At 66.5% G+C, this 11563-nt stretch carries 11 protein-coding genes; 5 read left to right on the top strand and 6 right to left on the bottom strand.

The window, feature by feature from the left end:
• Nucleotides 1–97: 97 nt before the first annotated feature.
• From rplI to rpsF, 4 genes are all read right to left on the bottom strand, one after another.
• Complete coding sequence (gene rplI / locus ABZS61_RS20930) at nt 98–544, bottom strand: 50S ribosomal protein L9 (RefSeq protein WP_329209068.1); 447 nt, start codon at nt 542–544, stop codon at nt 98–100.
• Between the two features lie 18 nt (nt 545–562).
• Nucleotides 563–799, bottom strand: a complete 237-nt coding sequence (rpsR, locus tag ABZS61_RS20925) for a 30S ribosomal protein S18 (RefSeq protein ID WP_003967857.1) — start codon at nt 797–799, stop codon at nt 563–565.
• Between the two features lie 43 nt (nt 800–842).
• On the bottom strand, nt 843–1454 hold the full coding sequence (locus ABZS61_RS20920; RefSeq protein WP_356423147.1) for a single-stranded DNA-binding protein: 612 nt from the start codon (nt 1452–1454) through the stop codon (nt 843–845).
• A gap of 74 nt (nt 1455–1528) precedes the next feature.
• Complete coding sequence (gene rpsF, locus ABZS61_RS20915) at nt 1529–1819, bottom strand: 30S ribosomal protein S6 (protein ID WP_006604399.1); 291 nt, start codon at nt 1817–1819, stop codon at nt 1529–1531.
• A gap of 284 nt (nt 1820–2103) precedes the next feature.
• Here rpsF and ABZS61_RS20910 point away from each other — a divergent pair, with 284 nt between their 5' ends.
• The 3 genes from ABZS61_RS20910 (at nt 2104) to ABZS61_RS20900 (ending at nt 4779) form a co-directional block, all read left to right on the top strand.
• Entirely contained in the window at nt 2104–2424 is a 321-nt protein-coding gene (locus tag ABZS61_RS20910) for a hypothetical protein (protein WP_356423144.1), read from the top strand.
• Nucleotides 2425–2552: 128 nt separating this feature from the next.
• A complete protein-coding gene (locus ABZS61_RS20905; protein ID WP_356423141.1) occupies nt 2553–3671 on the top strand; it encodes a peptidoglycan bridge formation glycyltransferase FemA/FemB family protein in 1119 nt (372 codons plus the stop codon).
• 76 nt (nt 3672–3747) lie between these two features.
• Nucleotides 3748–4779: an alanine racemase gene (locus ABZS61_RS20900; protein ID WP_356423138.1), complete on the top strand. Its 1032-nt coding sequence runs from the start codon at nt 3748–3750 to the stop codon at nt 4777–4779.
• A gap of 45 nt (nt 4780–4824) precedes the next feature.
• On the opposite strand, the gene ABZS61_RS20895 is transcribed toward ABZS61_RS20900, so the two are convergent.
• Together ABZS61_RS20895 and ABZS61_RS20890 are read right to left on the bottom strand one after the other, a co-directional pair.
• On the bottom strand, nt 4825–6327 hold the full coding sequence (locus tag ABZS61_RS20895) for a glycosyltransferase 87 family protein (protein WP_356423136.1): 1503 nt from the start codon (nt 6325–6327) through the stop codon (nt 4825–4827).
• A 144-nt stretch (nt 6328–6471) separates the two neighbouring features.
• A complete protein-coding gene (locus ABZS61_RS20890) occupies nt 6472–9159 on the bottom strand; it encodes a transglycosylase domain-containing protein (protein WP_356423133.1) in 2688 nt (895 codons plus the stop codon).
• A 386-nt stretch (nt 9160–9545) separates the two neighbouring features.
• Here ABZS61_RS20890 and ABZS61_RS20885 point away from each other — a divergent pair, with 386 nt between their 5' ends.
• Both ABZS61_RS20885 and ABZS61_RS20880 read left to right on the top strand, forming a co-directional pair.
• Nucleotides 9546–10247 (top strand): helix-turn-helix transcriptional regulator, encoded by a 702-nt coding sequence (locus tag ABZS61_RS20885; protein WP_329209082.1) that lies wholly within the window; start codon nt 9546–9548, stop codon nt 10245–10247.
• Between the two features lie 59 nt (nt 10248–10306).
• Nucleotides 10307–11389, top strand: coding sequence for an inositol-3-phosphate synthase (locus ABZS61_RS20880; RefSeq protein WP_329209084.1), 1083 nt, complete (start codon nt 10307–10309; stop codon nt 11387–11389).
• Nucleotides 11390–11563 lie beyond the last annotated feature (174 nt).

Here is an 11563-nt window from a genome sequence, read left to right as displayed (position 1 = left end):
GTTGGGTCGATCGCAGACCCCTGCTGTTTCACGTGAAACGACGAAGGGCCGCACCCTCAGGGTGCGGCCCTTCACCTAGCTCAGCTGAGCTGTGCCCTTAGGCAGCAACGACCTCGATACCGAGCTTCGCGGCAACCTCGGGGTGCAGACGGACGGACACCTGGTATCCGCCGAGCGTCTTGATCGGCGAGCCGAGCTCGACGCGACGCTTGTCGACGTCCGGACCACCGGCAGACTTGATCGCCGTGGCGATGTCGGCCGGGGTGACGGAGCCGAAGAGACGGCCGGCGTCGCCGGAGCGAACAGCCAGACGGACCTTCACGGCCTCGAGCTTGGCCTTGATCTCGTTGGCCTGCTCGATCGTCGAGATCTCGTGGATCTTGCGGGCGCGGCGGATCTGCGCCACGTCCTTCTCGCCGCCCTTGGTCCAGCGGATGGCAAAGCCCCGCGGAACCAGGTAGTTACGGGCGTACCCGTCCTTGACGTCCACGACGTCGCCGGCAGCACCGAGGCCAGTGACCTCGTGGGTGAGGATGATCTTCATGATTCGGTCACCCTTCCCTTATCGCGCGGTGGACGTGTAGGGCAGCAGCGCCATCTCACGGCTGTTCTTGACTGCCGTGGCGACGTCACGCTGGTGCTGAGTGCAGTTGCCGGTGACGCGGCGGGCACGGATCTTGCCACGGTCGGAAATGAACTTCCGCAGCATGTTCGTGTCCTTGTAGTCCACGTACTGGGTCTTGTCCTTGCAGAATGCGCAGACCTTCTTCTTAGGCTTGCGCACAGGCGGCTTCGCCATTGTGTTTCTCCTGTGTGATCAAGAAGTGGGGGTACGAGCAGCCCTAGAAGGGAGGCTCGTCCGAGTAGCCGCCGCCGGAACCGCCGGAGCTTCCGCCCCAGCCACCCCCGCCGCCCTGCTGGCCCCCGGCCGACTGGCCGCCGGCCGGCGCGCTGGTGGCCCACGGGTCGTCGGCGGGAGCACCGCCGCCGCCCTGCTGGCCGCCGCCACCGGAACCGCCGCCCCAGTTGCCGCCGCCCTGCTGGCCACCGCCGCCGTATCCACCCTGGCCGCCGCCCTGACCACCGCGACCAGTGGTCTTGGTGACCTTGGCCGTGGCGTTCTTGAGACTGGGGCCGACTTCCTCGACGTCCAGCTCGTAGACCGTGCGCTTGACGCCCTCACGGTCCTCGTAGGACCGCTGCTTCAGCCGGCCCTGCACGACGACGCGCATGCCTCGCTGGAGCGACTCCGCGACGTTCTCCGCCGCCTGACGCCAGACCGAGCAGGTGAGGAACAGGCCTTCGCCGTCCTTCCACTCATTGGTCTGCCGGTCGAAGATGCGGGGAGTGGACGCGACACGGAACTTCGCGACCGCCGCACCGGACGGGGTGAAGCGCAGCTCGGGGTCGTCGACGAGATTGCCGACGACCGTGATGACGGTCTCGCCTGCCATGGGTGAACCTCTCGGCGGGGATTGCTTCTGGCTGCTTGCTGCTACTCGAACCCGATGACCACTGAGCTAGAAGCTCAGTGGGTCTCGGGGCGGAGGACCTTGGTCCGGAGGACCGACTCGTTCAGGTTCATCTGTCGGTCGAGCTCCTTGACGACTGCAGGCTCGGCCTGCAGGTCGATGACCGAGTAGATGCCCTCAGGCTTCTTCTTGATCTCGTAAGAGAGACGACGACGGCCCCAGGTGTCGACCTTCTCAACCTTTCCATTGCCCTCACGGACAACGGAGAGGAAGTTCTCGATCAACGGGGAGACTGCTCGCTCCTCGAGATCGGGGTCGAGGATGACCATCACCTCGTAGTGACGCATGTGGAACCCACCTCCTTTGGACTCAGCGGCCACGGTCGTTCCGTGGCAGGAGGGTCGTGATGCGTAAGCAACAGTGTCTCCGAGTAAAACAGCCGCCACTGACAACGCCCATCGTCGAAATCCGAGGGAGCTGCTGTGCTGGCTCAGGGCAGACACCGGTGCAGACCGTACAGAGTACCCGCAGACAGGCTTCCGGTTGAAATCCGGTGCCGAGGAGACGCAATCTGTACACATCGGTTGTGAGCGGCGCTACAGTGCACCGCCTGCCGGCCAGGAGGTTCTCCATGGCACAGACAATGCGACCCCGTCCCCGCCCGCCCGTTTCCCTCTTCGCCACGGACGGCAGATCTCATCCCCTCCAGGACGCCCTGGTGGCGGTGACTCTGGTCCTCGGCGCTCTCGCCTTCGTGACGGCGATGTTCCACCACCTGCATCTGATCAGCTCGTGGGCCGGGCTGATCGGGATCCTGACCGGCGCATACGGACAGTACGTCTCAGTGACCACGCGTGAGAGGTTCCCGTTGATCCTGGGTCTGGGCGCGTCCGCGATCGGGTTCTTCCTCGGCATGGCCCATGGCGGCCTCTTCGGCGGCGTGATCAGCTGAGGGTGCCCCCCGGGCGCCATTCCCGGTCGCCCGGGGTCCAGACGGGGCACTCCTCGGTCACAGTAGGCTTCGGCGCGAGAGCCGGAGCCCCTGACCGATGGGGACACACCTGCCGAGGAGCGCCCCGCATGAGCCTGACCCTGAGGACCATCAGCCGAGAGCAGCATCTGGCGTACGTCCAGAACCTGCCTTCGGCCAGTCACTGCCAGGTCCCGGCGTGGGCGGATGTGAAAACCGAATGGCGCTCGGAGAACCTGGGATGGTTCGACAAGAACGGCGAGATGGTCGGCGCCGGCCTCGTGCTGTACCGCCAGCTGCCCAAGATCAAGCGCTATCTGGCCTACCTTCCCGAGGGCCCGGTCATCAACTGGTACGCCCCGAACCTGGACGACTGGCTCCAGCCGATGCTCGCCCACCTGAAGCAGCAGGGCGCCTTCTCCGTGAAGATGGGCCCGCCCGTCGTCATCCGGCGCTGGGACTCGGCCGCCATCAAGTCCGGTATCCAGGATCCGGATGTGAAGCGCCTGCGCGACGTCGAGGCCACCCACATCGAGCCTCGTGCTTTCGAGGTCTCGGACCGTCTGCGCAAGATGGGCTGGCAGCAGGGCGAGGACGGCGGCGCCGGCTTCGGTGACGTCCAGCCTCGCTACGTCTTCCAGGTACCGCTGGCCAACCGCTCTCTGGAAGATGTCCTCAAGGGCTTCAACCAGCTCTGGCGGCGCAACATCAAGAAGGCCGACAAGGCAGGCGTCGAAGTCGTCCAGGGCGGCTACGAGGACCTCGCCGAGTGGCAGCGGCTGTACGAGATCACGGCAGTGCGTGACCACTTCCGGCCGCGCCCTCTGTCGTATTTCCAGCGCATGTGGACGGTACTCAACTCCGAGGACCCGAACCGCATGCGGCTGTACTTCGCCCGGCACAACGGCGTCAATCTTTCCGCCGCCACGATGCTCGTGGTGGGCGGGCACGTCTGGTACTCCTACGGCGCGTCCGACAACATCGGGCGGGAGGTCCGGCCCTCGAACGCGATGCAGTGGCGGATGCTCCGCGACTCCTACGCGATGGGCGCGACCGTCTACGACCTGCGCGGCATCAGCGACTCGCTCGATGAGACCGACCACCTCTTCGGCCTGATCCAATTCAAGGTCGGCACCGGTGGCGAGGCCGTCGAGTACGTCGGCGAATGGGATTTCCCCCTCAACAAGTTGCTGCACAAGGCGCTCGATATGTACATGTCGCGCCGCTGACACTGCCCGAAGGCACTCCACCAAGCTCCGCATACCTCTGATACACCGCAGCCACCAGAAAGGTTCCGGGCCGGCCATGGCGCTCTCCCTCTACGTCGACACCGCGCGCTGGCGGGCGCACCAGAAGTCCGTGCTCGACCAGTTCCCCGGACTCGTTCCTGTCTGCAAGGGCAACGGCTACGGATTCGGACACGAGCGGCTCGCCGACGAGGCAATCCGTTTCGGTTCCGACACGCTCGCTGTCGGAACCACGTACGAAGCCGCCCGTATCAAGGACTGGTTCAGCGGCGACCTGCTCGTCCTCACGCCCTTCAGGCGGGGCGAGGAGCCCGTGCCGCTGCCGGACCGTGTCATCCGTTCGGTCTCATCGGTGGACGGTGTGCACGCCTTGGTCGGTGCCCGGGTCGTGATCGAGTGCATGAGCTCGATGAAGCGCCACGGGGTGAAGGAGGAGGAGCTGGGGCAGCTGCACGCGGCCATCGAGGACGTACGACTCGAAGGCTTCGCCCTGCACCTTCCGCTGGACCGTACGGACGGTTCGGACGCCGTCGAGGAGGTCATCGGCTGGATGGACCGCCTGCGTGCGGCCCGACTGCCTCTGCACACCATGTTCGTCAGTCACCTGCGGGCCGAGGAACTGGCCCGGCTGCAGCAGCAGTTCCCCCAGACCCGCTTCCGCGCACGCATCGGCACGCGCCTCTGGCTCGGCGACCACGAGGCGACGGAGTACCGCGGCGCCGTGCTCGACGTCACCCGCGTCGTCAAGGGGGACCGGTTCGGCTACCGCCAGCAAAAGGCCGCCTCGGACGGCTGGCTGGTGGTCGTTGCCGGCGGTACGTCCCACGGCGTCGGCCTGGAGGCTCCCAAGGCCCTGCACGGCGTGATGCCGCGCGCGAAGGGTGTCGCCCGGGCCGGGCTGGCCACGGTCAACCGCAATCTGTCGCCGTTCGTGTGGGCGGGCAAGCAGCGCTGGTTCGCCGAACCGCCGCACATGCAGGTGTCCATCCTGTTCGTGCCTTCGGACGCCCAGGAGCCGCGGGTCGGTGACGAACTGGTGGCCCATCTGCGCCACACGACCACCCAGTTCGACCGTCTCGTGGACCGCTAGGGGTCCTTCGCCCGGAGGACCCGGGCCAGCGGTTCCGGCAGCCCCTCAGTCGGCTGCTCCGCCCGTCGTGCCCCACTCCACCCGCGGTCCTTCGGCCGCGGGTGCCGCGTGCCGGCCGTGATGGTGCACCGCCTGCCCGAACGCGACCGCGTCCGGAGCCCCGTCGAGCACCCCGCCCGAAGGATCGTCCGACCCGTCGCGCCGCACGGTGTCGCGCTCCGGCAGGAGGATGTCGCGGACCACGATGGCGCACAGGTACAGCGTTCCGAGGAGATGCAGGGCGATCGCGATCTGATAGCCCTCCTGCGGCAGCCCCTGGTGCTTGTCGCCGCTCGTCGTGTACGCGAGGTACAGCCAGATACCCAGGAAGTACATGACCTCGCACGCCTGCCAGACGAGGAAGTCCCGCCAGCGCGGCCTGGCCAGCACCGCCAGCGGGATCAGCCAGAGCACGTACTGCGGTGAGTAGACCTTGTTCGTGAGGATGAAGGCGGCGACCACGAGAAACGCGAGCTGAGCGAACCGGGGCCTGCGCCGGGCGGTCAGCGCCAGCCCTGCGATCCCCGCGCACAGCACGATCATCAGCAGCACCGAAGCCGTGTTCACGGTGTCCACGTCGATGGGCCTGCCGGTGCGCTGGGTGATGATCAGCCAGAACGAGCCGTAGTCGATCTGCCGTTCCTGGCTGAACGTGTAGAACTTCTTCCACCCCTCGGGGGCGTACGCCATGACGGGAAGGTTCACCAGCAGCCAGGCCGCCGCCGCGCCGAACATCGCCGACCCGAACTCACGCCATTTCCCGGCCCGCCAGCACAGCACGAGGAGCGGCCCCAGAAGCAGCACGGGATAGAGCTTGGCGGCCGTGGCCAGGCCGATGAGGATGCCGAAGGCGAGTGCCCGTCCACGGGACCACATGAGCATGGCGGCGGCCGTCAGTGCCACGGCGAGCAGATCCCAGTTGATCGTCGCGGTGAGCGCGAGGGCCGGTGCGAGGGCGACCAGCAGGCCGTCCCACGGGCGGCGCCGGTGCGTCCGCGCGACGCACACGGCCATGATCACGGCGCAGATCATCAGCATGCCCGCGTTGACCATCCAGTACATCTGCTCGCGCTGCTGCACGGGATCGCCGGCGGGCGTCAGCGTCAGCCAGGACGCGACCTGCATGAACAGGCCCGTGAGAACGGGGTACTCGAGGTACTCCATGTCGCCGCTGAGCCGGTCGAAGTACGGCACGAGGCCGTCGGCGAAGCCGCGTCCGAGGTAGAGGTGCGGGATGTCGGAGTAGCACGCGTGCGTGTACTGCGAGCTGGTGCCGCGGAACCATGCCCAGTCGTAGCAGGGCAGTTTCTGCACCATGCCGAGCGCGAACATTCCGATCGCCACGAGCACGATGACGCGGACCGGCGTGAGCGGACCGGTCCCGATCCGTGCCCAGCGGCCCACCGGTCCACCGATCAGCTCGCTGCCCGCCGCTGCGATCTCGTCCTGTTGCGTGGGCCGAACGACGGGCCGCTCCTGGTGCACGCTCGTGTCTTCTGCGCTTGGCATGCCGCACATCCTGCCGTACGGCGCTGTGGGCGGGGGCGTGCCGCCCCCGGGACGGGGAGAGGGCCGCCGGCACCTGGCAGGTGCGGGCGGCCCTCGTCACGCTCGGCCGACGGTCACGCGTCGGGGGTCAGGCGAGCGGGGCCGCTATCCGCCTCCGCCGAAGAACCCGCCGGACGTGTTGTTCCCGTTCCCGTTGCCGTTCGAACCGTCCGTTGTTCCGTCGGTCGTACCGGTATCGGTCCCGCCGTCGGTCGTGCCGGTATTGGTGTTGCCGTCGGTCGTGCCGCTGTTGTCCCCGCCATCGGTGGTGCCTGTGTCGGTGCCACCGTTGTTGCAGTCCCAGTCGAACGTTCCGCACGAGTTGCTGGGTGTGGGGGACGGCGAGGACGGGGTGGGCGACGGACTCGACGGTTCACTGGACGGCGTCTGGGAAGGCGTCGGGCTGGGCGTCGGGGTGGGGCTCGCGGCGCCGCCGCCGTAGAGGGTCTCGCCGTACGGCTGCGGCTCCGGGAAGTTCTTGACGTCCTCGCCCTTCATCGCCACTGCCATGTAGTCGTGCCAGATCTGCGCGGGGAACGAGGCGCCGTGGATCTTCTCCTCACCGCCCGTGCCGAACATCTTCAGGAACTCGCGGTTCTTGTTCTTCTCGTTGTCGTCCAGCCGGAACATGCTCACGGCGGTCGACAGCTGCGGGGTGTAGCCGACGAACCAGGCCGACTTGTTGCCGTCCGTGGTTCCCGTCTTCCCGGCCACGTCCCGACCGGGGAGCTGGGCAGGTGTTCCCGTCCCCTTCTCGACGACGTTCTTCAGGACGTCGGTGACGTTGTCCGCGATGATGCTGGGGAAGGCCGGCTTGGACACCGTCTTGTGCTGGTAGATGACCTGGCCCTTGTGCTTGACCTCGGTGACCGAAAAGGGCTCGCGCTGCTGGCCACTGGTGGCGAAGGTGGCGTACGCGCCGGCCATCCGGATGGCGCTCGGAGAGGACGTGCCGATGGAGTACGAGGGGACTTTCGCGTCCGCCATGTAGTCGTCGTCGCGCAGTCCCGCGGCGAGCGCGGCTTCCTTCACCTTGTCCGTACCGACATCCATGCCGAGCTGAACATAGGGGGAGTTGGCGGACTCCTGCATGGCGGTTCGCAGGTCGATGGGCCCGTAATTGTGGTGTCCGTCGTTGGTCTGGAGCCACTCACCGCCCTTCGCGTTCCGCCAGACCTCGCCGTTGTACTTCTTGATCTTCAGCTTGTTGTCGCCGTTGTAGACACTCTTCGGCGAAACCAGGGTGCGTTCCGAGGAGCTCTGGTCCGGGCCGAGTTCCGGGTCGCGCTTCCCGTACTGCATGGCTGCTGCCAGCACGAACGGCTTGAACGTCGAACCGACCTGAGCGCCCGTCGCGTCGGCGTTGTTCGTGTAGTGCTCCGTCGCGTTCTGGCCGCCGTAGGTGGCGACGATCGCGCCCGTCTTGGTGTCCACCGACGCACCGCCGAACTGAACGTGCGAATCCAGCTCAGGGCGCGCCTTCACGTCGATCTTGTCGGTGTACACCTTCTTGATCGACTTCTCGAGCTGCTTGACCTTCTTCTCGTCGAAGGTCGTGTGGATCTCGTACCCACCCTGCGCCAGCTGTCGCTCGGTGATGTTCCGCTCGTTGTGCGCGAGGAAGTACTTGGTCGCGAGGTCCACCAGGTAACCCGTCTGGCCACCCAGCTTCGCGTCCTTCGTCGGCACCTTCGGCATGGGGAACGTCTTGTACTTGGCACGTTCCGCCTGGCTCATCCGGCCGTCCTTGACCTCCTCGTCGAGGATCCACTTCCAGCGCTCCTTCGCGCGCTCCGTGTTCTTCGCCTTGGTGGCCTCTGCCGGGTCGATATCGGGGGCGCCCTCCGGGTCGAAGTAGGTGGCCCCCTTGAGCAGGGTCGCCAAGAAGGCGCATTCGCTCGGGTCCAGATCGGTGGCGTCCTTGTCGTAGTACGCCCGTGCCGCCGCCTGGAGCCCCGACGCACCTCGCCCGTAGTAGGAGACGTTGAGGTACCCCTCCATGACCGTCTTCTTGCTCTCCGTCTCGCCGACCTTGAGCGTGATGAAGAGTTCCTTGACCTTCCGGCTCAAGGTCTGGTCCTGAGAGAGCATGGAGTTCTTCACGTACTGCTGGGTGATCGTCGATCCGCCCTGGGTCTCACCGCCCCGGGCCATGTTGTAGACAGCGCGTCCGATACCCATGGGGTCGATGCCCCTGTCCTTCTCGAACGACTTGTTCTCCGCGGAGATGACGGCGTTGCGCATCGCTACGGGGATCTGCGCGTAACCGATCGACTGGCGGTTGACGGAACCGCCGGTGGCGACCATCGGGGTGTCGTCGGCCCAGTAGTAGACGTTGTTCTGCGCCTTGGCGGTGTCTTGGATGTTCGGCGGTACCACCAGCGCGTACGCGATGCCGGCCGCGCCCATCATGAGCCCGAAGAAGCTCAGGGTCAGACCGGAGACGAGCTTCCATGACGGCACCCAGCGGCGTGCGCCGTACTTTCCGGCCCGCGGGTAGTCGATGAGCCGCTTCTTGCCGGACCGGGCGTCGGCCCGTCCCCGGCCACGGCCTTCGGGACCACCGGTGTCGCCGGCTCCGCGCCGTCTGCCACCGCCGCCGCGCTGGGCAGCGCGACGGGCCTCGGCCCGGCCGCTGTAGGAGGCTTCCTCGCCGTAGGCGTCGGAAGGTGATGCTGACGTTGCTCTGCGTGACGACTCACTACGACGTCCGGCAGGCTGTTGGGCGGCTCGTCTGGCCGCGGCACGCCCTCCACCTTGCGGTTGCGGCGTTTTGCGACGGTGCTCGCTCATCGAACGACTACTCCTCGGGCAGGCAAGAGCGCCTGGAAGCGGCAGTTGAGATCCGGTCCCCCCGAATTACGGACGAGCCCTGCGGAAGGCTCATCCGCGCTACATCCGGCAGTCCGCGATGACTGACGCATGGCGGCGTCACACGGTTCCCGGTGGTCTGCATGCCGCACAGACTACGCAGGGTCAAAAACCCCTAGAGCCGAACTTCACCCCAAATAACGCAAGTCACTCCCTAGGAATTGTCGATGTGACGCCGCTCACGAACCCTCCCCTTGTCGAACACCACGCGCCGATCTATCGTGCTGATGTATCGAGTCGATACATCAGCACGGCATAAGGTGGGCCCAAGGGCTCCGCGGGAGCACTCGGAGAGGAAGGAGGCGAAGGTGAGCAGACGCTCAGGCATCCTCGAATTCGCCGTCCTCGGCCTGCTCCGCGAGTCCCCGATGCACGGGTACGAGCTGCGCAAGCGTCTCAACACGTCGTTGGGGATCTTCCGCGCCTTCAGCTACGGCACGCTCTACCCCTGTCTCAAGACGCTGGTTGCCAGCGGCTGGTTGATCGAGGAGCCGGGAAGTACTCCGGATCTTCCGCCGGTCGCCGGCCGTGGGGTCGCTCCCACGTCCTCGCTCACGGGCCGCCGCGCCAAAATCGTCTACCGGTTGACGGCAGAAGGTAAGGAGCACTTCGAGGAGCTGCTCTCGCACACCGGCCCGGACTCGTGGGAGGACGAGCACTTCGCCGCTCGCTTCGCCTTCTTCGGGCAGACGGAGCGCGATGTACGGATGCGTGTGCTCGAAGGACGCCGCAGCAGGCTCGAGGAACGCCTCGAGAAGATGCGCGCCTCCCTTGCCCGCACCCGCGAACGACTCGACGACTACACACTTGAGCTGCAGCGACACGGCATGGAGTCCGTGGAGCGCGAAGTGCGCTGGCTGAACGAGCTCATCGAGAGCGAGCGGTCGGGACGGGATCAGCGACGATCCTCGCCCGAGGGCTCTGCTCAGCACGACACATCAGGAGAGACGGGCGGCCTGCCCCGGCACCGGGACAACACCCGGCCGGATCCGTCCGACGACACCAAGTGAAGTCCCCGCAGATCCGCAAGGTTCCACGGGGAACACCGAGAACACAGGGAGCAATCGGCATGGGTTCGGTTCGCGTAGCCATCGTCGGCGTGGGCAACTGCGCCGCCTCGCTGGTGCAGGGCGTCGAGTACTACAAGGACGCCGATCCGGCCGGCAAGGTGCCCGGTCTGATGCACGTTCAGTTCGGCGAGTACCACGTGAGCGACGTCGAGTTCGTCGCCGCCTTCGACGTCGACGCGAAGAAGGTCGGCCTCGACCTCGCGGACGCCATCGGCGCCAGCGAGAACAACACCATCAAGATCGCCGACGTGCCGAACACCGGCGTGACGGTTCAGCGTGGCCACACCCACGACGGTCTGGGCAAGTACTACCGCGAGACGATCGAGGAGTCCGCCGAGGCCCCGGTCGACATCGTCCAGATCCTCAAGGACAAGCAGGTCGACGTCCTCGTCTGCTACCTGCCCGTCGGCTCCGAGGTCGCTGCGAAGTTCTACGCGCAGTGCGCCATCGACGCCAAGGTCGCGTTCGTCAACGCTCTCCCGGTGTTCATCGCCGGCACCAAGGAGTGGGCGGACAAGTTCACCGAGGCCGGTGTCCCGATCGTCGGCGACGACATCAAGTCCCAGGTCGGCGCCACCATCACGCACCGTGTGATGGCGAAGCTCTTCGAGGACCGGGGCGTCGTCCTGGACCGCACGATGCAGCTGAACGTCGGCGGCAACATGGACTTCAAGAACATGCTCGAGCGTGAGCGCCTCGAGTCCAAGAAGATCTCGAAGACGCAGGCCGTCACCTCGCAGATCCGTGACCGCGAGCTCGGTGCGGACAACGTCCACATCGGCCCCTCGGACTACGTGGCCTGGCTGGACGACCGCAAGTGGGCATACGTGCGCCTCGAGGGCCGTGCCTTCGGCGACGTTCCGCTGAACCTGGAGTACAAGCTCGAGGTCTGGGACTCCCCGAACTCCGCCGGTGTCATCATCGATGCCGTGCGCGCAGCGAAGATCGCCCTGGACCGCGGCATCGGTGGCCCGATCCTCTCGGCTTCCTCGTACTTCATGAAGTCTCCGCCGGTCCAGTACTTCGACGACGAGGCCCGCGAGAACGTCGAGAAGTTCATCAGCGGCGACATCGAGCGCTGATCCGGCCGACCACGGCTGCTGCTTCACCAGGGTGACGAGCGGAAACGCTCCGTCCTCTCCACATGTGGGGGGTCCCCGGGCAATCCGCCCGGGTCCGGCACGCGACGCGTTCCTGGCAGTGGGAGGTGCCGCGCGGTTTCGGCACGGTGGGCCTGGGACCGGGGGCGAACGCGG

Source organism: Streptomyces sp. NPDC005566, assembly GCF_040605575.1.
Taxonomy (GTDB): Bacteria; Actinomycetota; Actinomycetes; order Streptomycetales; family Streptomycetaceae; genus Streptomyces.
The sequence above is the reverse complement of the archived record's forward strand: the minus strand, read 5'-3'. Positions and strand labels throughout refer to the sequence as shown.

What these genes read in the sequence shown, in the direction of transcription:
- rplI (WP_329209068.1), bottom strand. Translation starts at nt 544, where the DNA reads ATGAAGATCATCCTCACCCACGAGGTCACTGGCCTCGGTGCTGCCGGC.
- rpsR (WP_003967857.1), bottom strand. Translation starts at nt 799, where the DNA reads ATGGCGAAGCCGCCTGTGCGCAAGCCTAAGAAGAAGGTCTGCGCATTC.
- ABZS61_RS20920 (WP_356423147.1), bottom strand. Translation starts at nt 1,454, where the DNA reads ATGGCAGGCGAGACCGTCATCACGGTCGTCGGCAATCTCGTCGACGAC.
- rpsF (WP_006604399.1), bottom strand. Translation starts at nt 1,819, where the DNA reads ATGCGTCACTACGAGGTGATGGTCATCCTCGACCCCGATCTCGAGGAG.
- ABZS61_RS20910 (WP_356423144.1), top strand. Translation starts at nt 2,104, where the DNA reads ATGGCACAGACAATGCGACCCCGTCCCCGCCCGCCCGTTTCCCTCTTC.
- ABZS61_RS20905 (WP_356423141.1), top strand. Translation starts at nt 2,553, where the DNA reads ATGAGCCTGACCCTGAGGACCATCAGCCGAGAGCAGCATCTGGCGTAC.
- ABZS61_RS20900 (WP_356423138.1), top strand. Translation starts at nt 3,748, where the DNA reads ATGGCGCTCTCCCTCTACGTCGACACCGCGCGCTGGCGGGCGCACCAG.
- ABZS61_RS20895 (WP_356423136.1), bottom strand. Translation starts at nt 6,327, where the DNA reads ATGCCAAGCGCAGAAGACACGAGCGTGCACCAGGAGCGGCCCGTCGTT.
- ABZS61_RS20890 (WP_356423133.1), bottom strand. Translation starts at nt 9,159, where the DNA reads ATGAGCGAGCACCGTCGCAAAACGCCGCAACCGCAAGGTGGAGGGCGT.
- ABZS61_RS20880 (WP_329209084.1), top strand. Translation starts at nt 10,307, where the DNA reads ATGGGTTCGGTTCGCGTAGCCATCGTCGGCGTGGGCAACTGCGCCGCC.